The organism is Armatimonadota bacterium (genome assembly GCA_018268395.1).
Lineage (GTDB): Bacteria > Armatimonadota > Fimbriimonadia > Fimbriimonadales > Fimbriimonadaceae > JAEURO01.
On the sequence record JAFDWQ010000003.1, the window covers coordinates 1 to 20,962 of the forward strand.

A 20,962-nucleotide genomic window follows, 5' to 3' on the forward strand; every position below is an offset into this window, starting at 1 on the left:
GTCGTGTTGATCGCCGTCTGCGGCAAGATCACGTCGTAACCCGCGTTGTTGTTCGGGTTGTTCGGGTCGTGGCTCAACAGGAGCTGGACCTTGAAGGTCCCGCTGTGCACCATCTTGGCCGTCACGGCCCAGTCGATCGCGGTCGGGGCGGTCTTGGTCGTGGTGTAGTCGAACCGGACCCGGACGATCGGCGATGTCGCCGAAGTCACGACGAACTTGCAGACGCGCCAGGACACGCCGTCGGCGACGGCTGTGTCGCCAAAGCCGCCCGAGCTCGACTTGCCGATCGAGACCGCTCCGTTGACCGGGGCCAGGATCTCGGTGGTCGAGCCCATGCTCGCTTCGAACTCGAGCGTCGGACCTTGATACGTGTTATGTGAGAACCCCGCGAACGTGGCCGCAACGTTCAGAAAGTCGGGGTCGGTCGAGTCGGGCGTGACCACGATCCGGATGTCTTTGCCGTTATTGAGCGCGTCGATCAAGATCGACTTGGCCTGGTCGCTCAGCGTGCACGGGAAGGCGTCCACCTGCCCCGAATTCGCGTTGCCCGTCGTATTGAACTGACCGCTGCCAAGGAACACCGTCGGCAGTTGGTTTCCCGCACCGTCCGGCGTCACGTCGTTCTGCCAGACAAAGGGCGACGTACCCGGGTCGATGGAGTTGACCGTATCGGTCGAGATCCAGAATTTGACCGTTCCGGGAAGGGTGAACGCGGCGTTCGCCTCCGTCAGGACGATCTTGAAGTCCGTGACGTCGTTGACCGGCATCCCGATGTTGAAGTCGGTCCCATGAAAGTCAGCGGCCCCCCAGCTCCGAAAGTTCTCGGCGTTCCCTTCGCCTTCGATGTTGAAAAAGTTCTTGCCGTTCGTCCCTTGTCGCGGGCCGGCGATCTGGATCGTGGCGTTGTTGAACGCTTCCGCGCTATAGGCCGCCATCGCCGCATGCGCGACGAGTGAAAGAAGTCCGAGTGCTAAGGCTCTCTTGAACATGGTTTCCTCTCTGGTCTTGATGACCGGAGAGATGTTCGCAGGGGCGGTTTATCGAGGGGTTATGGCGACTAGGCGACGGTCGAATTCTCGACCAAGCTCGCGGCCCGTTTGTCAAGGGCGGCTTGGACGAGCCCCAGGAACAACGGGTGCGGCCGGTTCGGACGGGACTTGAACTCGGGATGGGCCTGGGTCGCGATGAAGAACGGGTGCGACGGCAACTCGACCATTTCGACGAGCCTATAGTCCGGGGAGACTCCGGAGACGACCAGGCCTTTCTCGATCATCAGTTCCCGGAACTCGTTGTTCACCTCGTAGCGGTGCCGGTGACGGTCCTCGATCCTCGTACTGCCGTACAGCTTGTGGGCCAACGATCCGCTCGCGATGTTGCACGGGTAGCTCCCCAGCCGCATCGTGCCGCCCTTCGTCTTGACCTTGGTCTGATCGGGCATGAAGTCGATTACGGGATAGGGGGCGTCGGGGTCGACTTCGGTGGTGTTCGCTCCCTCCAGTCCGCAGACCGACCGGGCGAACTCGATCACCGCCATTTGGAGGCCCAGACAGATCCCGAAGAACGGGATGCCGTTCTCACGGACGTACCGGATCGCGCGGATCTTGCCTTCGATACCACGGTCGCCGAACCCTGGGGCCACGATGACCGCGTCGACGTCGCCCAAAAGGGTCGCAGGATCGATCGTAGACTCCAACGTCTGGCTCTCGACCCAACGGATCTCGACCTTGGTGTCGTGGGCGCCACCCGCGTGGATAAGGGCTTCGGCGATCGACTTGTACGAGTCTCCGTTCTGGGTGTACTTCCCGACGACGGCGATGCAGCACCGCTTGGACGGGGCTTTGATCTTGTCGACGATCTTGCGCCACTCGCTGAGGTCGGCCGAACGGTTCTCAAGGCCCAGCCGGTTTTCGACGAGGTCGCCCAATCCCGCCTCTTCGTACATCAGCGGGACTTCGTAGATCGTTTCGGCGTTCAGGCTCTCGACCACGGCGTCGGTCGGGACGTCGCAGAACAGGCTGATCTTCTCCTTCACGTCGTGGCCGATCGCGACGTCGCTCCGGCAGACGAGCACGTCGGGGGAGATGCCGATCTCTCGGAGCTTGATGACGCTGTGCTGCGTCGGCTTTGTCTTGATCTCGTGCCAAGGGCCGACTTGGGGGACGAGCGTCACGTGGACGTACAGCGTGTTCTCTTTCCCGAAGTCCTTTCGCATTTGACGGATGGCTTCAAGGAACGGGAGGGACTCGATGTCCCCGACCGTGCCGCCGATTTCGGCGAGGACGACGTCGGCTTCTTGCTGCCGACCAAGGTCCACGATCGCGCGCTTGATCTCGTTCGTGACGTGGGGAATGACCTGGACCGTTCCGCCGAGGTAGTCGCCTCGCCTCTCGGCGTCGATGACGTTCCGGTACACCTTGCCCGTCGTCACGCTCGATCCGGACGAACACGAGACGTCGATGAACCGTTCGTAATGTCCCAGGTCGAGGTCGGTCTCCGTGCCGTCGTCCGTGACGAAGACCTCGCCGTGCTGGAACGGGTTCATCGTCCCGGCGTCGACGTTGATGTACGGGTCGAGCTTCATCGGGGCGACGACCCAGCCCCGGTTGCGAAGGATCCTCCCGAGCGAGGCCGACGTGATGCCCTTGCCGATGCTCGAAACGACGCCGCCCGTCACAAAAATGTACTTCGTCATAGGACAACCGGAGGCTTCCTCGAACGAGCCCATGCGTCGGGACGAAGCAAAGGGTGAGGGGGCCTCTCGAATTATACGGGATTTCTCATCGCGAGGCATGGCCCGGCTCTCGAAGGAGGCACCGCCCTCAGGGCTTGACGAGGCGGGCCGAGCCGTCGTTCGGCCCAGCGGCACAGGGACTTTACGGGGATCGGCCTGCCGGACGGCCCGTCTCCCGTGCCGAAGGTGTCGGCCCGTCGTAGAATCGGCTCAGAAATGGCGTTTGCGTCGATTCCGGAAGTGCTCGAAGAGATCAAAGCGGGTCGAATGGTCGTCGTCGTCGACGATCCCGACCGGGAGAACGAAGGCGACTTGATCATGGCGGGCGAGAAGTGCACCGCAGAAGACATGAACTTTATGATCCGGTACGGCCGTGGCGTCCCGTTCATTCCGACGACAGCGGAGCGCCTCGAACGTCTGGGCATCCCCATGATGACCAAGCAGAACACGGCCCGGCTCGGAACGGCGATGGCCGAGACCGTGGACGCCCGGCACGGGACGACGACGGGCGTGTCCGCGGCCGACCGCGCGCGAACGGTCGAAGTGTTCTGCGACCCTTCGTCCCTTCCGAGCGACCTCTTGCGGCCGGGCCACGTCATCCCGCTCCGCGCAGAAAAGGGCGGGGTGTTGCGGCGTGCCGGTCACACGGAGGCGGCGGTCGACCTCTGCTTGCTCGCCGGACTACAGCCGGTCGCGGTCGGAGTGGAGATCCTCAACGAGGACGGCACGATGATGCGGATGTCGGACCTCCAGGCTTACGCCGGGCGCCACGGGCTCAAGATCACGACGATCGCAGACCTGATCGCTTACCGCAGGAACCACGAGCAGCTCGTCAAACGCGTGGCAGGCCCGATCGACTTTCCGACAAAGCACGGCCGGTTCACGCTGTACGCGTACGAGACCGAAGTCGAACCCCATCCGTTCCTGGCCATCGTCAAGGGCGCGATCGATCCGGAAGTTCCGACGCTCGTGCGGGTGCACTCGTCGTGCCTGACAGGCGACCTCCTTGGGTCCCTGCGGTGCGACTGTGGAGACCAACTGGTGCTCGCCCTCCAGAAGATCGAGGAGAGCGGTTCGGGCGTCGTGCTCTATATCGCTCAAGAGGGCCGGGGTATCGGCCTCGTGAACAAGCTCCGGGCCTACGAGCTCCAAGACCAAGGGTTGGACACCGTCGAGGCGAACGAGGCCCTCGGTTTTAAGCCGGACCTTCGCGATTACGGGCTCGGGTCGCAGGTCTTGATCGACCTTGGCGTCCGCAAGATGCGGCTGATGTCGAACAATCCAGCTAAACGTGCCGGATTGACGGGCCACGGGCTCGAGATCGTGGAGTTCGTCCCGATCGTCGCCGAGCCGAACGATCACAGCGGCCGTTATCTCGAGACCAAGAAAGAGAAGCTAGGACACTTGCTGCCTTAGATTCCTCTCCGGACCGTAGCTTTCGGAGAAAGGGCCGACGACAGGCACTCGACGATCTTCTCGGACGTCGACCTGCCGTTAAAGGACAATGTGGCCTCATAGCCGCCGCGGTCGTAATCGGAGGGCGTCAAGACGTATCCGATCCATCCGTCGACGTGGCTGACCACCAAACAATGTGGAAAACCTGCCTTCCGGGCGACGGCCTGGATCCGCCGACCCACCTCTGCCGTAGGTTCGCCCGGTATTCCGACGAGGAGAAACTTGCCCATCTTGACGAGCCGTAGGGTGGCCGACCGTTGTGCGAACTTGCCGATTACAACCTGAGCGAGGGCGTCCGGAACAGAATACGACTTGGCGAACGTCGGATGCGGTACCGGCGGGTCGAGCGTGCAACGGACGTCCTCAGACTCTGGCGAGGCCCCTGGCGAAAGGACGGGGACGGGCACGTCGCAAGACATGTTGCGCAGGAAACTTTCCACAAAGTTTCGGCACTTTTCCACAGGCCCTGGGCCTGTTGCCCGCGGGGACACGTCTCCGATCGCTCCGGGGATCACGGGAGCGTCCAGCCTGTCGGCCAAGACGGTCGGCCAATCGCCGTCCGTCCTGTTCCAAGTCTCGTCGTGGATGGTCGCATGGGCCGGATAGGACGCCAAGAGCGGGCGGCCGTCGCCTTCGAGCACCCAACCCGTCTTGTCCGGCTTCGCTCCGGGACGGCGGCCTCGGTTCAGGTCCGCACGGAACCTCCGGAGGGACAGTCCGTGGACCGCGCGGACCGGGGCCGTCCGGACCGCTTGGACCGCAGCCACCGTCCGCGCCACGTACCAACGGAACCACCGTTCGCTGTACGGTGCGATCCCGGGGACCGCGAACGTCATCTGAGGGTTGAGCATCTGGCTGTCGGGGGCGCAGTGAGTGTGGGTCGCTACCAACCAAAGGGCCTTGCCCCGCCCTTCCTGGCCCTTCGAAAGTTCGTCCGAGACCGCCTGAAAGAAGCCGTCCGGTACGGTGAGCATGTCTAAGGCTACGACCGTCACGTCGCCGATCTCGATTCCTCGGGCGTAGAGCCTGTGCCCTCCTGCTTCCGCGACCGCCCCTTTGCGCGCCGTATAGCCTCCGAGCGGCAGTAGGTCCGGAGGGGTGATGTCGGTATCGGCCGTCCGGACGGTGACGGTCGCGAACCCCAGGGCGGCGATCCACGTGAGCACGGCCCATTCTACGTCGGGCCATGAGGTGCCCGGGGCGTCTGCTAAACTCGCCTCACATGAGTTTTGCGGTCCAGTTGGCCAGCGATGTGTGCCAGGTGGAGCCGGGTTCGACGGTGCCGGTCGCGATCGAGGTCGTGAACCGGACGGACTCGGCCGACCGCTTCGAAATCGAGATCGAGGGCCTGGATCCTCGATGGGCGGCCGTTCCGGTCCCCAGCTTTCAACTCGAAGCACGCGAGGCGCGGACAGAGCGGATCTTTCTGAAGCCGCCCCGAGAGTCGGAAAGTACGGCCGGCGTGTATCCGTTCGTCGTCAAGGTCCGGTCGCTCGAGACGGGCGACGTCCGAAGCGCCCAGTGCGCGCTGGAAGTCAAGCCGTTCTCCAGTTTCAGCCTTGACGTCCAACCGAAACGGGGCAAGGTGTCCCCGTTCTCCGGTTCGACCCGGTTTGACGTGACGGTGATGAACCTAGGCAACGGGGAGCAGACCCTGCAGATGTTCGCCACCGACACCGAAGCGATGTTCGCGTTCGAGTTCGATGCGGACCAGGTGACCTTGGCCCCGGGTCAACAACGTTCTCTCAGCCTGACCGTCGCGGCGACGAAGAGTTCGCTGTTGGCGAACTCCCGGTTGCAGAACTTCACGGTGACGGCCAGGAGCACCGACAACCCGGCCGTGGCCGCGGCGGGCACGGGACAGATCGAGCAGCGGGCCTTGGCGACGCCAGGCACGTTCCTCATGCTGCTCGTCGTCATCGGCGCCCTGTTCGCATGGGTCGTCTATTGGCCGAAACCACCCAAGATCGAGAGCCTCGTCACGTCCGCCGATACGGTGACGGTCGGGCAACCGGTAGAGATCAAATGGAAGGCCTCCCGGGCCACGTCCGTGAAGATTCAAGTCGGGAACTGGTCGAAGGACAGGCTGTTCCCGGACGGTCAGACCGTCTTCACGCCGGACACTCCAGGGGACTACTTGGTCGAGTTGACGGCCGTGAACGGGGACCAGGCGACGAAGGATACGAGCAAGCTGATCAAGGTCCTGGCACCGGTCCAAGTCCCGAAACCTGTGATCGAGCAGATCAGCGTCGAACCGAAGCAGGTCGACCTCGGCCAACCGTACATGCTCAACTACAAGTTCTCGCCTTCGGTCACGCGCGCCGTCCTTCACCCGGCCCAACGGGACCTCGACGTCAAAGAGGAGAGCATCCAGCTCGTCGCGGACACCGTCGGAAAGGTCCGACTGACGGTCAAGGCGTTCAATTCGGCGGGCGACCAGGTCGAGAGTTCGGTCACGGTCAACGTCATCAAACAAAGTAAGGCCAAGATCCTGCAGTTCTCCGCGACGCCGTTGGAATTCGAACCTGGAGGTGGGACGACCACGCTGTCCTTCGTCCTGACGGGCGCTGCCAAGATCGAACTCTATTCAGGCGGGGATAAGACCGTGATCGACCAAGCGAACGAGGTCACGGTGGCCAACGACAGGCTTACGGGAAGCAAGTCGTTCACGGTGACGGCGGACAGGACGTTCAAGCTGGTCGTGTACGACGACGAAGGCGTTCCCGTGACGTCGACCGTCACGGTCAAAGTGAAACCTGCCGATACGGCGACCGAGCCGGCAACGACGGGAGGCGAGACGACCGGGGGCACGGGCCATTGAGGCGCGCCCTGCTTTCGGTGACCGACAAATCAGGGTTGATCGACTTTGCCTCCGGCCTCGTTAGGCTCGGCTTCGACATCGTGAGCACCGGGGGGACGGCCAAGGCCCTGCGTGAAGCCGGCATCCAGGTCACCGACGTCCAAGACGTAACGGGCTTTCCGCCGATGCTAGACGGCAGGGTCAAGACCCTGCATCCCATGATCCATGGCGGACTGCTCGGCGACCTTCGGTCGCCGGACCACCGGGATCAGATGGACGACGCGCGGATCCGCCCGATCGAGGTGGCCTGCGTCAACCTTTATGCGTTCGAACAGACCGTTAAGTCCGGCTGCACCCTTGAGGAAGCCGTCGAATCGATCGACATCGGGGGCCCGGCCATGGTCCGTGCCGCGGCGAAGAACTTTGCGAACGTGACGGTCGTCGTCGACCCGGACGACTATGGTCGCGTCCTTAGCGCGCTCGAAAGCGACGATGTCCAGGACCTGAGGAAAGGCCTCGCTGCCAAGGCCTTCCGTCACACCGCCTTCTATGATTCCCTCGTCAGCCGGTACTTGACCGAGGACGTCGCCGACCAGGAGACGTTGACCTTAGGGTGGCGGTCGTCGCCCCGGCTCCGTTACGGCGAGAACCCCCATCAAAGCGCTTCGCTCTATGTCGACCCCTTGACCGAAGGCGGCGTCGCCCAGGCCAAAAAGCTTTGGGGAAAGGACATGAGCTACATCAACGTCCTGGACGCCGCCGCGGCATGGGAACTCGTCTGCGACCTGCCGGAAGGTTCGTGTGTGGTCATCAAGCACGCGAACCCGTGCGGCGCCGCTTCGCTCGGCGACCTTGCAGCGAGTTACGTCGCGGCCAAAGCGTCCGACCCGGTGTCGTCGTTCGGTGGCATCGTCGGATTGAACGGTGTCGTCGATGCCCGAGCGGCGGAAGCGATGACGTCGAAAGGCAATTTCCTGGAAGTCGTCGTCGCCCGGGGGTTCGATCCTGAGGCGCTCGATGTTTTCCGCGAGCGTTCGGGTTGGGGTCAAGACGTCCGCCTACTGGAGGCCGTCGCGGCTCCCGCGACTCCGTTCCTGTCCGTCCGTTCGGTCCGGGGCGGACTTCTGGTCCAAGACTCCGACGAAGATTTCGGAGCGCCATGGACGTGTGCTACGGCCAAAGAGCCTTCGGCGGAAGAAACGGAAGCCCTGAGGCTGGCATGGACCCTGGTCAGGCACGTGGGATCGAACGCCATCGTCGTCGCTTCGAAAGACCGGTTGCTCGGAGTCGGAGCAGGCCAAATGAACCGCGTCCAGTCCGTCCGGCTGGCCTTAGACCAGGCCGGCGAAGGGGCCAAGGGCGCGGTCTTGGCAAGCGACGCCTTCTTTCCGTTCCCGGACAGTATCGAGACCGCAGCGGCGGCGGGCATCGTTGCCGTCGTCCAACCGGGCGGGAGCAAGAAAGACCCGGACGTCATCGCCAAGGCCGACGAACTCGGCCTGGCGATGATGCTGACCGGAGTCCGGCACTTTCGGCACTGAACCTGCTTTAGGGTCTCCTGTGACTTTTCCCGCGAACCGAGCATCTGCTACAATGCGTCTCAAGCACAGGAGCCCAGTTTGAAGAACCAGAACGACCTCATCGTCATCATCGTCGCCGTCTTTTTGGCGCTCTGTTCGGTGGCTTACTTCTTCTTCGGCAAGCGGACCGTCATGAAGCCGGCCGATCCGACGCCTGTGAACGTCTCGGCCGCCAAACCCGCCGAAGGCGCGGTCTCGATGGCGAACAAGCTTCCTGCGGCCAAGGACCAGCAGGGCGGTGCCCCAGCGAGCGCGGGGAGCCGCATGGGCGGCGGCGCGCCGGGCGGCAGTGCTCCTTCGGGCCCTATGAAGGCAGGCGTCCAGGGCGGCTAAACCCTCAAAGTTCCCTTCCGAGAGCCCCGGTGCCGCGCACCGGGGCTCTTTTCGTCCGCTTCCTAGGATTGCGAGAGGCGGCGGGCGGCGGGCAAGGCGACGACCACGAAGTAGACCGTCGCCATCGCGGCGACGCCGATGTAGTCCTTGAGCGGCCCGCCGAGGAGGACGCTCATGAAGGCGACCAGGACGGGGAACTCGGCCGCGACGAAGGAGACCAAGAAGGCCTGGAACACAGGCTTCGGAGCGGTCGGACGCTGGGTCGTCCGACGGACGATGTTCCATGACACGACGAGCCCGGCGAGGGCCATGAACCACAGCACCGGCCCAGGGAACATCCCTGCCCCCTCTCGGCTTTGCCCGGAGGTGACGGTGGCGGCGACGACGGCGAGAAGGACCGGCATCGCCGTGTACGCGTAGGCCACGGTCACGAGCGCTCTCCCCGCCTCCCTTATCGATCCCACGCGCATCCGATGAGGATAGCGTTCCGCGAGGCGGAACCTGAAGCCCTTTGCAGGTCCTCAGGCTGAAACCTTGGAGCCGCCCCTCAAGTTGCGTCCCGCATCTACCGAAACAAATACCGGGTCGCAAGACCGGAGCCAAACGCATGTACGAGCAGTACTGGGGACTGAACGAGCCGCCCTTCACGCTCACGCCCGATCCTCGATTTCTATATATGAGCCGGGCACACGAAGACGCGTTGATGATGTTGCATTACGCGGTCACGAGGAACAAGGGGGCCGCAATGCTGGCAGGGGACATCGGGTTGGGCAAGACCACGATCAGTCGTAAGCTGATCGAGACGCTCGATCCGGTTCAGTACAAGGTCGTCATGATCGTCAACCCGATCTTGACGCCCACACAAGTGCTGCAAGAGATCCTGGACCAGTTGGACATCGACGCGACGAGCCGCAACCGACAGGTCCTCGTCCAACGCCTGCACCTCGCCCTCTTGGAGTACTACGACAAAGGGCGACGCATCGTCGTCCTGGTCGACGAAGCCCACCTGATCAAGTCGCTCGGGACGTTCGAAGAACTCAGGCTCCTGCTGAACTGTCAGATGAACGACCAGTTCTTGCTGAGCTTGCTGCTCTTGGGCCAGACCGAGCTGAGGCCGAAGATCGCCAAGGTCCCGGCATTGGAACAACGCCTGTCCGTCCGCCACGTCTTGAAACCCCTTGACGTCTACGACACGGGCGAGATGATCCTGCACCGGATGCGGGTCGCGGGCTACACGGGTGAGAAGAACCCGTTCACGCCCGACGCCGTCCACAAGATCCACCAAATTTCTAAGGGCGTGCCCCGCGTCGTCAGCCAACTGGCCGACAACGGGCTCCTGATGGCCATGGCCCGGAAGGAAGAGATGATCGACGCCTTCCTCATGCACGAAGTCGCCGAAGAGTACACGGGGGTGGCGGCATGAACCTCGCCGACGCCATTCGGAAAGCCGCGCAAGAGGGGTCGATCCCTACGATCGGCGAACTCCCGCAGGCCTTCCAGCCGAAACTCATGGAACCGGACCCTGGCCGGGTCGACCGACCTGCCGAACCGCAGGCTTCGGTCAACTTCGGTGCGCCACCGGAAGCGCCGAACGCGGCGGTCCTCGGCGGGAACTGCGTCCGGATCGAGCTGTTCATGACGGCCGAGCAGACGTCGAACCTGCTTCGCGCCGTGATGACCGGCCAGCACACCGTATTGACCTTGGCCGAAGCCGCGCACTACTTGCGCGTCAGGCCACAGGCCCTTTCGAAGATGGCCGAAGAGAACGAAATCCCCGCCGTCGAGATCGACGGCAAATGGCGGTTCCTCAAGTCGAACCTCGACGAGTGGCTCGCCGTGACGGTCGGACACCCCGAACCGGAGGAGGACAACCAGAATGTCGCTTAGCCTATTCCGAAACAAGTCCTTCATCGGGCTCGACCTTGGTTCGAACACGATCAAGGCCGTCCAGATGGAACGGACGCAGGCCGGCTGGAAGGTCGTCCGCGCGGTCCGGTACCCCACGCCGAAAGGAGCCATCCAGGACGGCGTCGTGACGGACGTCGAAGCGGTGACCGCCGCGATCGGCCAGATGTTGAAGGACAACCGGCTCGCCGCTACGAGCGCGGTCATCGGCGTTTCCGGAGGTTCGGTGATCGTCCGGAGCGTCCGGATCCCGAACATGCCGGAAGCCGTCCTTCGCAAGTCGATCAAGTTCGAGGCGAGCCGGTACGTACCGTCGAGCATCGAAGACAGCTACATCGAGTTCGAGATCGTCGGGCCGGCCGATGATGACCACATGGAGGTCTTGATCGTCGCCGCGCCCAAGGAGATCGTCGAAAGCCGGATCCGTGCCTGTGAAGGGGCCGGTCTGGAAGTCGAGATCGTCGACGTGGAGGCCTTCGCGGCCTATCGGTCACTGATCGAGGCCGCTCCCGACGCGGCCGATTCGGACGAGACGCTGGCGATCATCGACATCGGCTCCCATACGGCCAACGTCAGCGTGGTCCAGAAGGGCGTCTTCGCGATGACGCGCAGCATCCCTCAGGCCGGATCGACATTGACCGATGCCCTCAAAAGCTATTTCAAGCTCAGTGACGAGGACGCCGAGTCGGGCAAAGCCCAGCTCGACCTGACCTCGCTGCTGGATCCGGACCGACCGACGGAAAACCCGCCGATCCGGGTCATCCAGCCGTTCCTCGACGACCAGATCCGCGAAATCCGGCGCTCGTTGAACTACTACCAGTCGCAACAGACCGAAGCCGGACAGTCGAACACCGTTTCGCGGCTGATCCTTTGCGGAGGCGGAGCCGCCCTCCACGGAATGGCCGACTATGTCGGACACAAGTTGGGGATCGAAACCGTGTCGCAAGGGGTCTTGGACAATCCGCGCTTCGCTTTCGGCGGCAACGAAGACTTGGGGAGCGGACTTGATTGGACCGTCGCGATCGGCCTTGCCATGCGCCCGTTCGCAAAGGCGGCTTAGCCAGGAGCACTGAACATGCCATTGATCAATCTCATCCACGAGCAAAGGCTCGTCGTCCGCAAGAGGGACCACCAGGTCCGGCTCGCGGTCGTGACGACGATCGGCCTCAGCGCCCTGTCGTTCCTAGCGGCCGGATATTTCCTGTTCAACGCGGCGCGCTTCCAGGTCATGTCGACCGTCCTCGAGGCGAAGAAGCAGAAGCTCCAGCCGCTGCTTCAACAGCTCGAGGGCAACGAACGTGACCGGCTGGTCATGGAGCCTAAGCTCACGACTTTGACGAGCGCGACGAAGTCGACCGAACAGTGGTGCCGGATCATGGACCACCTCACGGTCAACGTTCCGAAGAACGTCTGGCTCAACAACATCCGGTGTGCGCAGGCCACAGGGTCTGACTCCGGGACCAACTTGACGTTCCAGGGCAACAGCGTGAACCACGACGAAGCGGGCGAGTTCCTGCTCCGTCTCGAAGCCTGCCCCGATCTCGAAGCCGTGACCCTGAAGTTTATTCAGGAGAAGCAGTCGGACAAGGAGCGCGTCCTCGAGTTCGAGATCAGCGCGTTCGTGGCAGGTTCCCGAGAAACGAAGAAGATCAGGGAGAAGGAGGAATCGTGAACAAGACGACATCGGTCCGAACGATCGTGATGCTGTGCGCCGTCGTCGTCCTCGCCGGTGGAGGAGCGACGTACTGGGCGAACGGTGCGAGCAACCAAGCGAAGGCCCGGTACTTGGCCCTGGAGGCCGAAGTCCCGGACGAGGCCGAGCTGAAGAAGAGCGTCGCCGAGTCTCAACTCGTCGTCGATGACTACAAGGGTCAGCTTCAGCATTTGGAGCAGTCCGTGCCGAGCCTGGCCTATGTCCCGACCCTTCTGACAGAGCTCGAAAAACTCGGGAAAGACCACCGGATCGAAGTGACGGGCGTCCGGCCCGTGATCGGAGAAAAGGCGGGCAAGTCCAACGACGACAAGAAGGGCGGCGAAAAGAAGGCCGCCTACCAAGAAATGAGCATCGACATCAACGGGCGCGGAACCTACGCGGACGTCATGTCGATGGTCGACGCGCTGAAGAAGTTCCCAAAGATCCTCGCGGTCCAGACGGTCGCCCTTCAGCCGAAACGGGCGACGTCGGAGAAGGAATCGGGTCGGCAAGACGTCCGTGTGCTCGACGCCACGGTCCGCATCAAGGCGTACCTCTTCCCGATGGCGCAGGCGGACAAGACCGGGAACGACCGGTCGGGTGAAACATCGTGAACGACAAGAAGAAGACACTGGTCATCGCGGGCCTAGCCGTCGTTCTCGTCGGCGTCGGCGCCTTCCAGTTCCTGCCGAAGGGCGGGGGCGGTACGGACAGCGCCGCGACGACGGCCAAGCCGGCGTCCACTTCGACAGGAAGCGGCAAGCCGACCGGGAAAGAGGCTCCGACGACGTCTCAAGCATCCGAGCCGACCAAAGGCGGAACGTCCGAGTCGGGCTCAAAGCCTGCCGACAAGGCGGCTGAGAAGGAGATGGACCCTCAGAAGGCGATGCTGCTCGCGATGGTGAAAGACCCGCTGCCGAAGCGGGACCCCTTCCAGCAACAGGTGGCTACGACCGGACAGACGACGGATCCGAACGCCTACATGCCGGAACAGGCGCCGAAGAGCACGAAACCGGCACCGACCTACCAGGGTCCGCGCCGGTCGTACGGCGGTCCGGGGATTTCGGGGGACGTTCCTCCGGTGAACCCGTTGCCTGACGGCATGGGCAACCAACAAGGCGGGCCCGTCGTGCTCCAGGGTGCGACTCCGCTTCGCCAGCCCGGTGAGTTCGCTTATCAGGTGAAGGGCGTGATCGTGGGCAAAAAGCCCATGGCGGTTTTCGAAGACGACAACGGTAACCAGCGCCTGGTCCCGTTGGGCGGTTCGATCGACGGTGACAGCACGGTCACCGGGGTCGAGAAAGGCAAAGTGCGCATCCGTCACAAGGGCAAGGACAAAACCTTGCGCCTTTCGGAGGGACAGTAAATGAAAAAGAACACCCTGACGGTCGGCCTCCTCGCGTTCCTGGCGACCTCCGCCCTGGGACAGGCCAAGCTGACCGGAATCGAAACCAACAAGGTCGGCGACGGCCTCCAGATCGTCATTAAGGGCGAGGGACTGTCGAACCCGCGGACGATACGCGTGAACCACAACACGTCGTACATCGTCGAGTTCGACGCGCACCTTGCGGGCAAGGCGGGCAGCCAGAGGATCGGACACGCCGACGTCAAGTCGGTGCAGTACGTCTGGTACAAGTCCAAGCCGCCGATCGTCCGTGTCCACTTCCGGGTCTCTCCCACGGCCGAGCCCGTCCTGACCCAGACCAACGGTGTCTGGACGGTCTCGTTCGGTGCGGCTGCCGCTTTGGCGGTGCCGAACTTGGCGGGAACGGACCAGACCGTCCCTGTCAAAGACCTCCACCAAGCCGACCGAGACTTGATGGCCGAAGCCGAAAAGCTCTTGACCGGCAACGTGACCGCAACGCCGTCGCAGCCTTCGGAACCGACCACGGTCCCCGTTCAGGGCCCGATCGTCCCGGTCAAGGCGGCGATCGAAACGAAGGAGCCTGCGACCATGGTGCTGCCCGACCCGTTCGTCGGCGCCAAGGGAGCGGTGACGTCGCAGGACACGACCGCTCAGGCCGCGGTCAAGGCGCCCAAGCCGGCTCCTGCCGCCGGTCCTGGAAACGAGGACAAAGGCGCCCCCCAACGGTTCAACCAGAACGTGTCCCTCGACTTCGTCGGGACGGACATCGTCCAGATCCTGAAGGCCCTGTCGATCCAAGCGGGCGTCAACATTATCACGTCCCCGGACGTGAGCCCGACCGATAAGCCCGTCAAGCTGACGATCTCGTTGTCGAACATCGACCTGGAAAGCGCGCTGTCGTACGTGACCGCGATGGGCGGCCTTCGGTACGCCCGGATCGGCAACACGTTCGTGGTGACGCCGTCGGCCTCGTTCTCCTCGGCGATGCGCCAGATCATGGAGCGCAGTTCCGAGAACTACCGCACCAAGGTCGTCAACCTGGTCAGCGGCGAAGCCGAGAAGATCAAGGAAGCCACCGTTAAGGCGATCCCCCAGGACGGTCGGAACGGATACTACGAGATCATCGTTCCAGGCCAGAACGACGTCACGCAGCCTTCGGGCGCCGGACAGGCCCAGCCGCAGAACGGCAAGACGGGCGAAGGCCAGGTCGATCCTCAGGCGAACGGACAGGAGCCGCCACAAGGTGGGGAGTCGATCCCGTCGGTCGCTCCCAAGATGAACGGCCGCGCCTTCTATCTGATGATCGTCGGCGATCCGAACCGGCTGAGCGCCGTCGAGGACTACGTCCGCAAGCTCGACATCGAGATCGCGGCGAGCTTCTCACTGAGCCGCTCGAACAGCACGGGCACGGTCGCGATCCCGATCCAAAGCGGTCAGACGCAGAAGATCAAGTCGATGATCGAGAAGCTGCTCATGGGCAACCCCAGGGCCAGCGACTACTCGATCACCGAGACGTCGGTCAAGGAACTGGCCGTCGGCGAAGAGTCGACCAAGTTCCTCCTCATGATCGGTCCTGACCAGGAACTTTCGACGTTGAAGAGCTTCGCCGTCGCCCTCGACCGCGAGCTCTGTAAGCCGCTGGGCATCAAGTACATCGACGACGTCGCCGACATGGTCAAGGACTACGAGGTCGTCGAGCTGAAGTACCTAGAGCCCATCATTGCTGCTCAGGACCTCAAGGGCCGCTTCAAGGACCTCTGGGTGACCGTGGTCCCCGACAACGTGACGCCGGGCCTGCTCGGCGAAGGCGAGTCGAAGAAGGAAGAAGCGCCGACCGATGCCGGTAACGGCCAGAACGGCGCGCCGCAGAAAGCCGGCGACGAGAGCAAGCTCAAGAAGATCATCGGCCGCGAACCGATGCGCCTGATCCTGCGCGGGACCCGCAACTCGATCGAGGAAGCCAAGCTGTACCTCGCCAAGGTCGACATCGCCCCCCGGCAGATCGCCTTGGAAATGAGGGTCATGGAGCTCTCCAAAGAGGACGCGCTGAAGCTCGGTATCGATTGGAGCCTCAGCCTCGGCAAGTCGGGCGTCATCACGGGCTCGAACGGTCTCGGCGGCGGCGCCTTGAGCGGCCACGTCAAGGTCGGGAGCGCCAACTTCACGGCCCAACTCGACAGCATTGCGAACAACAGGAACCTGATCGCCCGACCGAACGCTCTCGTTTCGGACGGTCGGCAGACGAAGCTGTTCGTCGGCGACACCGTGCGCTACGTCAAGTCGATCCAGTCGAGCCAGAACGGCGTGACCGTCGTGACGGACGAGATCCAGGTCGGATCGCAGTTCGACATCAAGGCCCGCGTCGGCGACCAGGGCGCCATCGCCCTCGACCTGACCCAGAACTTCACGCTCCTTACCGGGTTCCTCGACGTGCCGAACGGCGGCAAGCTGCCTCAGACCAGCGACCGCATGAGCAGCATGTTCGTGAACATGAAGAGCGGCGAGACGATCGCGATCGGTGGACTGATCTTGGATCAGGACATCAAGAACTACTCGGGCATCCCTTGGCTCAAGGACCTTCCGATCATCGGCAGGCTCTTCGGCAAGACCTCGAACAGCCGGGTCCGCACGGAGATCGTGTTCTTCTTGACCGCGGTCGAGGTCACGGACCAGAACCGCCCGACGGCCGCGTCCCCGCGGACCGCTTCGGAGAGGTCTCCGGATCCGCTCGGCGACTATAAGAAGAGCATGGGCAACGGAAACGGCAAAGGCTGAGCCTGGCCCTTCCGGAAACACGACGGCCCGCCGCATCACGCGGCGGGCCGTCGTTCGTGAGCCCGCGCCGACCGATCGACGGTATCAATACCGGATCGGAGGACGACGACGGTCAGAACCGGGAGCGACCGGTACACTTTGACGACCAGACCGGTGTCCTATGCTCTGGAGTTTCTCAAGTCGCCTGGCCCTATTCGCCGCGGTTTGCGCGCCCGCATCGGCGCATGCCGACGAGCCGCTTTTCCTCGTGCCGAAATCAGCGGCCGTGACCGCGAAATCGGCCTCGTTCGATTTGAAGGCCGGGTACGGCCCGACTGCGGCGACGGTCGCATGGTCGGACAATCCGGTGCGTTGGGCCTTCGTCAAGACCGGGCTCGTCCAAGAGAACCGGGACACGGTCGACGAATGGCTCGACCCGCAGAAGGTCTTCAGTCCGCCGGTTCCGGCTCCAGGTGCGGTCTTGATCGGAATCGATTTTGAACCTCGGTTGGAAGACATAGGCGCGGCCGAGCTCGGGCGGCTCCTGGAAGAGGGACGCCCACCGCGATCGGCGACGGTCAAAGTCAGGCACTTCCGAACGGCGGTCGCGATCGTCCGGACCGCTTGGAACGTCGACGACGATCCCGCCTCGCACGTCGCCGTGGCCGAGTCAGGGCTTGCGGCCGAGATCCGGCCCCTTATGGACCCGACCCGCTTGCCGCCAGGCGCCGACATCAAGTTCGAAGTCGCGCAGAGAGGGCGTGAAGCCGACGACATCGAAATCGAAGCGACCCATTTCACGTCGGGCCGCAGAATGGAACTTTCGCATAAGGGCGTGGGCGGATTGAAGTTGAGTCCGGACAAGTCCGGAGCCTGGGGTCTTTCGTGTACGTTCGCACGTCCCCTGAAGAACGATCCGGAAGCCCAATACGCGGTCTATACCGCCACTCTCTGTTTCAGCGTCCCGGACCGGAAGGAGGCGGGTCGGTGAAGACCCTCACAGCGCTTGTCGCCGTTTCATTGGCTTCGTCCGTTTCCGCTCAGACCTGGCGCGAACTTGGGCCTTCGCCGATTTCCGGCGGGTTCACAGGCCGGGTCTCGGCGATCGCTTGTAGCGCGACCGACGCGAACAAGTATTTCGTGGGGGGTGCTGACGGAGGCGTCTGGCGAACGACGGACGGCGGGTCGCACTGGAAAAACGTCACCGACTTCACGGCGACGACGTCGGTCGGAGCCGTCGCTATCGACCCGACTGATGACAACGTGGTCTACGTGGGTACGGGCGAGGCCAACTATGCCAACCACAGCCGTTACGGCCAAGGGATCCTGAAGAGTACGGACGGCGGTGCGACGTGGACCTTGAACGGGGCCGGATCCTTCGCCGGGCGCACCGTCTCCAAAATCGTCATCAATCCGCAGAACACTCAAGTCCTCTATGCGGCGGTCGCAGCGGCGGGCGGGTTCCCTGAGAAAGCAGCGGCGAAAGGGCATCCTCAAAAGGACGGCCCATATGGGGTGTTCAAGTCGACCGATGGAGGAGTGAACTGGACGCAATTGGCAGGCGGGTTGCCGAACCAGGCCGCGACCGACCTTGCCCTTGTACCCAGCAGCCCGGACACGCTCTTCGCGGCCATCGGCCGTCCGTTCGGTGCGACCGAGAACGGCATCTATAAGTCGACGAACGGTGGCTCGACGTGGTCGAAACTGGCCGGAGGACTGCCGTCGGCGAACGTGGGGAGGATCTCGATCGCGACCGCGCCGACGGACGCGAACCGCGTCTACGCACTTTTCGTGAACAAGTGCGACGCTGCAGGGAACAACGGCTTCACGCTCGGCGGCTACAAGTCCGTCAACGGTGGAACGTCGTGGACGAGCGTGCCCGTCGGGGACTTCCAAGCGACGTACGGCTGGTACCTCTGTGCTGTCGGCGTGAGTCCGACGAACGCCGACACGGCCGTCTTCGCCGGCTACGACCTGATGCGGACGACGAACGGCGGGACGACGTTCTCGTTCATCACGCCGCAGCACGTGGACAACCATGCCGTAGCCTGGGACGCTTCAGGGCGGCTCTTGGCCGGGTGCGACGGAGGCTTCTTCCGATCGACGAACAACGGCTCGTCCTGGACGAACTTCAATGCAGGGCTGGGCATCACGCAGTTCTATGCGGCGATTTCGCTGAGCCCTGTCAACAAGTTCCTTGTTTTGGGAGGCTTGCAGGACAACGGTACGGTGCAAAGGAGCACCGACACCAAGACCTGGGGCAATTACATCGGCGGAGACGGCGGCTATACGGCGATCGATCCGAACCTCCCTTCGCGCGAATTCGGTCAGTTCCAAGGTGCGGGCAACATCTACCGTTCCACGAACTCGGGAGGGACATGGAACGCCGCCGGAAGTGGGATCAACGGTGGAGACCGGGCCGCCTTTTTCACGCCTATCGAGGTCGACCCCACTACGTCCAGCCGCATTCTGCTCGGGACGCACCGCGTCTACCGCAGTACGAACGGCGGCACGTCATGGTCGGCGATCAGTGCCGACGTGACCAACGGTTCTGGTGCGATCCGGGCCCTTGCGATTTCTAAGTCGAACCCGAGCGTCGTCTGGCTCGCGACGACCGACGGGAACGTCAGTCGGTCGATCGACGGCGGCGCCACGTTCACGAAGAAGCTGACCAACGTGCCGGGCTGGCCCAGGACGACCCGGGAGATCAGTATCGATCCGACGAACGAGAACACCGTCTATCTGGCGGTCTCCAACTTTGGGACGGACCAGGTCCGCAAGACGACGGACGGGGGTACGACTTGGACACCGATCGATGGCGACCTGCCGGATGTCCCCGTGAACGTCGTCGAAATCGACCGGCGGCTGGGGACGGTCGTCCTGTACGCCGGAACGGACGCAGGGGTCTACAGGTCTTCGGACGGTGGCTCGCACTGGACGCGCTTCGGGAACGGGATGCCGCATTGCGCCGTCATCGACCTCAGGTTGGACGCGGTCAACAACAGGTTGGTCGCCGCGACCCAAGGCCGGGGCGCCTGGGAGATCCTGTTGATCACGCACGACGATCCGAGCCAGGAGTAAAGTCAAGGCCGTCCTCACAATTTCCAAACACGGGGCGGCCAAACTCGCTCACGGAAGAAGCCCTGCTTCTTCGTTGGAGGAGAACCGAAGATGAGGATCCGAACCGTCGTGATCGGCGCGTTCGCAGCCGTTCCGTGGTTGCTGAACGCCATGCCCGTGCAAGACCTGGGACACGTTCCGAGGTTGCCAGGCTCGCCCTATCGGTACGCCGACGCCAGTCAACCGTATCCGCGCTATTTTTGGGACCCGAACGTCTTGGGGAGCGTAGCGCCTGCAGACAACACGCCCGCCGACAATCCGGTCACGGACGCTGGGGCGGCGCTCGGCCGAGTGCTTTTCTACGATACACGACTCTCGAGGAACTTCACGGTCTCCTGCGGCTCGTGCCACCGCCAGTCTCACGGGTTCTCAGACCCTGCCAGGTTCAGCACCGGCCTTTACGGCGGACTGACGCCCCGCCATTCGATGGGGATCACCAATTCGCGGTACTACGTCAACGGCCGGTTCTTCTGGGACGAACGGGCCGCGAGTCTTGAAGAACAAGTGCTCCAGCCGATCCAGAACAGCGTCGAGATGGACATGACGCTCGGTGAAGCGGTCCAGCGCGTCCAGGCCGCGCCCTATTACGGGAAGCTGTTCAAGGACGCTTTCGGTGACGCACAGGTCACGACCGGACGGATCAGCAAGGCGCTCGCGCAGTTCGTCCGCTCGATCGTGTCGTACCGTTCCAAGTTCGATTCGGCGATCGACGCTAACGGGGTGCCTCACTTCGATACGGTGTTCACGCAACAGGAATTCTTGGGGATGAGGCTGTTCCAACCCGTCCCCGGGTTCCCCAACATCGCCCGAGGATGTGACCGGTGCCACTCGCTGACGGCCCAGATCAGCGACCGGGCCCGGAACAACGGACTCGACCTCGTCACGCCAGGCGGTGGCCGGTTCAAGTCCCCATCGCTGAGGAACGCGGCCCTTCGGGCGCCTTACATGCACGACGGACGGTTTCCCGACCTGCGGGCGGTCGTCCAGTTCTACAATGCGGGCGTCCAAGACAATCCGGACCTGGATCCCATCCTTCGCGACCCGCAGGGGCGTGTCCGGAGGCTGAACATGACGCCTCAGGAAATCGACGCCATGGTCGCTTTCTTGCGGACGTTGTCCGACCAGAGCTTGGCCGTTGACAAGCGCTTCAGCGACCCGTTCGTCAAGATCGCTCCCGTCTCGCCCTAGGCGACCGTCGCCGGGGCACGGAACCCGTGCCCCGGCA

The 20,962-nt window shown here is 63.3% G+C and carries 18 protein-coding genes; 14 read left to right on the plus strand and 4 right to left on the minus strand.

Going from position 1 to position 20,962, the window contains the following annotated elements; translation table 11 throughout:
• The coding region (locus tag JST30_05470) for a hypothetical protein (protein MBS1713768.1) at positions 1 to 989 on the minus strand (989 nt) is incomplete at its 3' end.
• Positions 990 to 1,057: 68 nt separating this feature from the next.
• The gene (locus JST30_05475; protein ID MBS1713769.1) at positions 1,058 to 2,692 is read right to left on the minus strand and encodes a CTP synthase; all 1,635 of its coding nucleotides are present in this window, start codon (positions 2,690 to 2,692) and stop codon (positions 1,058 to 1,060) included.
• 255 nt (positions 2,693 to 2,947) lie between these two features.
• On the opposite strand from JST30_05475, the gene ribA reads away from it, so the two are divergent.
• Positions 2,948 to 4,147 (plus strand): GTP cyclohydrolase II, encoded by a 1,200-nt coding sequence (gene ribA / locus JST30_05480; protein MBS1713770.1) that lies wholly within the window; start codon positions 2,948 to 2,950, stop codon positions 4,145 to 4,147.
• Here ribA and JST30_05485 read toward each other — a convergent pair.
• On the minus strand, positions 4,144 to 5,352 hold the full coding sequence (locus JST30_05485) for a hypothetical protein (GenBank protein ID MBS1713771.1): 1,209 nt from the start codon (positions 5,350 to 5,352) through the stop codon (positions 4,144 to 4,146). The genes ribA and JST30_05485 overlap by 4 nt on opposite strands.
• 56 nt (positions 5,353 to 5,408) lie before the next feature.
• Between JST30_05485 and JST30_05490 the strand changes: the two genes are divergently transcribed.
• From JST30_05490 to JST30_05500, 3 genes are all read left to right on the plus strand, one after another.
• On the plus strand, positions 5,409 to 7,007 hold the full coding sequence (locus tag JST30_05490; GenBank protein MBS1713772.1) for a hypothetical protein: 1,599 nt from the start codon (positions 5,409 to 5,411) through the stop codon (positions 7,005 to 7,007).
• Positions 7,004 to 8,527, plus strand: a complete 1,524-nt coding sequence (purH, locus tag JST30_05495; protein MBS1713773.1) for a bifunctional phosphoribosylaminoimidazolecarboxamide formyltransferase/IMP cyclohydrolase — start codon at positions 7,004 to 7,006, stop codon at positions 8,525 to 8,527. The genes JST30_05490 and purH overlap by 4 nt, the downstream gene beginning before the upstream one ends.
• A 78-nt stretch (positions 8,528 to 8,605) precedes the next feature.
• A complete protein-coding gene (locus tag JST30_05500) occupies positions 8,606 to 8,899 on the plus strand; it encodes a hypothetical protein (protein MBS1713774.1) in 294 nt (97 codons plus the stop codon).
• Positions 8,900 to 8,961: 62 nt separating this feature from the next.
• Here the strand turns inward: JST30_05500 and JST30_05505 are convergent, their stop codons facing one another.
• Positions 8,962 to 9,369 carry a hypothetical protein gene (locus tag JST30_05505; protein ID MBS1713775.1) on the minus strand — a complete coding sequence of 136 codons (408 nt, stop codon included), beginning with the start codon at positions 9,367 to 9,369 and terminating at the stop codon, positions 8,962 to 8,964.
• A gap of 206 nt (positions 9,370 to 9,575) precedes the next feature.
• Here JST30_05505 and JST30_05510 point away from each other — a divergent pair, with 206 nt between their 5' ends.
• The 10 genes from JST30_05510 to JST30_05555 all read left to right on the plus strand — a co-directional run bounded on the left by JST30_05510 (position 9,576) and on the right by JST30_05555 (position 20,925).
• Positions 9,576 to 10,322 (plus strand): AAA family ATPase, encoded by a 747-nt coding sequence (locus tag JST30_05510; protein ID MBS1713776.1) that lies wholly within the window; start codon positions 9,576 to 9,578, stop codon positions 10,320 to 10,322.
• Positions 10,319 to 10,786 (plus strand): helix-turn-helix domain-containing protein, encoded by a 468-nt coding sequence (locus JST30_05515; GenBank protein ID MBS1713777.1) that lies wholly within the window; start codon positions 10,319 to 10,321, stop codon positions 10,784 to 10,786. Before JST30_05510 ends, JST30_05515 begins: the two co-directional genes overlap by 4 nt.
• Positions 10,776 to 11,864 carry a type IV pilus assembly protein PilM gene (pilM, locus tag JST30_05520; GenBank protein ID MBS1713778.1) on the plus strand — a complete coding sequence of 363 codons (1,089 nt, stop codon included), beginning with the start codon at positions 10,776 to 10,778 and terminating at the stop codon, positions 11,862 to 11,864. Before JST30_05515 ends, pilM begins: the two co-directional genes overlap by 11 nt.
• Before the next feature lie 15 nt (positions 11,865 to 11,879).
• Positions 11,880 to 12,476, plus strand: a complete 597-nt coding sequence (locus JST30_05525) for a PilN domain-containing protein (GenBank protein ID MBS1713779.1) — start codon at positions 11,880 to 11,882, stop codon at positions 12,474 to 12,476.
• Entirely contained in the window at positions 12,473 to 13,111 is a 639-nt protein-coding gene (gene pilO, locus JST30_05530; GenBank protein ID MBS1713780.1) for a type 4a pilus biogenesis protein PilO, read from the plus strand. Before JST30_05525 ends, pilO begins: the two co-directional genes overlap by 4 nt.
• Positions 13,108 to 13,863 (plus strand): hypothetical protein, encoded by a 756-nt coding sequence (locus tag JST30_05535; GenBank protein ID MBS1713781.1) that lies wholly within the window; start codon positions 13,108 to 13,110, stop codon positions 13,861 to 13,863. Before pilO ends, JST30_05535 begins: the two co-directional genes overlap by 4 nt.
• Positions 13,864 to 16,638 (plus strand): hypothetical protein, encoded by a 2,775-nt coding sequence (locus tag JST30_05540; protein ID MBS1713782.1) that lies wholly within the window; start codon positions 13,864 to 13,866, stop codon positions 16,636 to 16,638.
• A gap of 265 nt (positions 16,639 to 16,903) precedes the next feature.
• Entirely contained in the window at positions 16,904 to 17,608 is a 705-nt protein-coding gene (locus JST30_05545; protein ID MBS1713783.1) for a hypothetical protein, read from the plus strand.
• Positions 17,605 to 19,698 carry a hypothetical protein gene (locus JST30_05550; GenBank protein ID MBS1713784.1) on the plus strand — a complete coding sequence of 698 codons (2,094 nt, stop codon included), beginning with the start codon at positions 17,605 to 17,607 and terminating at the stop codon, positions 19,696 to 19,698. Before JST30_05545 ends, JST30_05550 begins: the two co-directional genes overlap by 4 nt.
• A 90-nt stretch (positions 19,699 to 19,788) precedes the next feature.
• Positions 19,789 to 20,925, plus strand: a complete 1,137-nt coding sequence (locus JST30_05555; GenBank protein MBS1713785.1) for a c-type cytochrome — start codon at positions 19,789 to 19,791, stop codon at positions 20,923 to 20,925.
• Positions 20,926 to 20,962 lie beyond the last annotated feature (37 nt).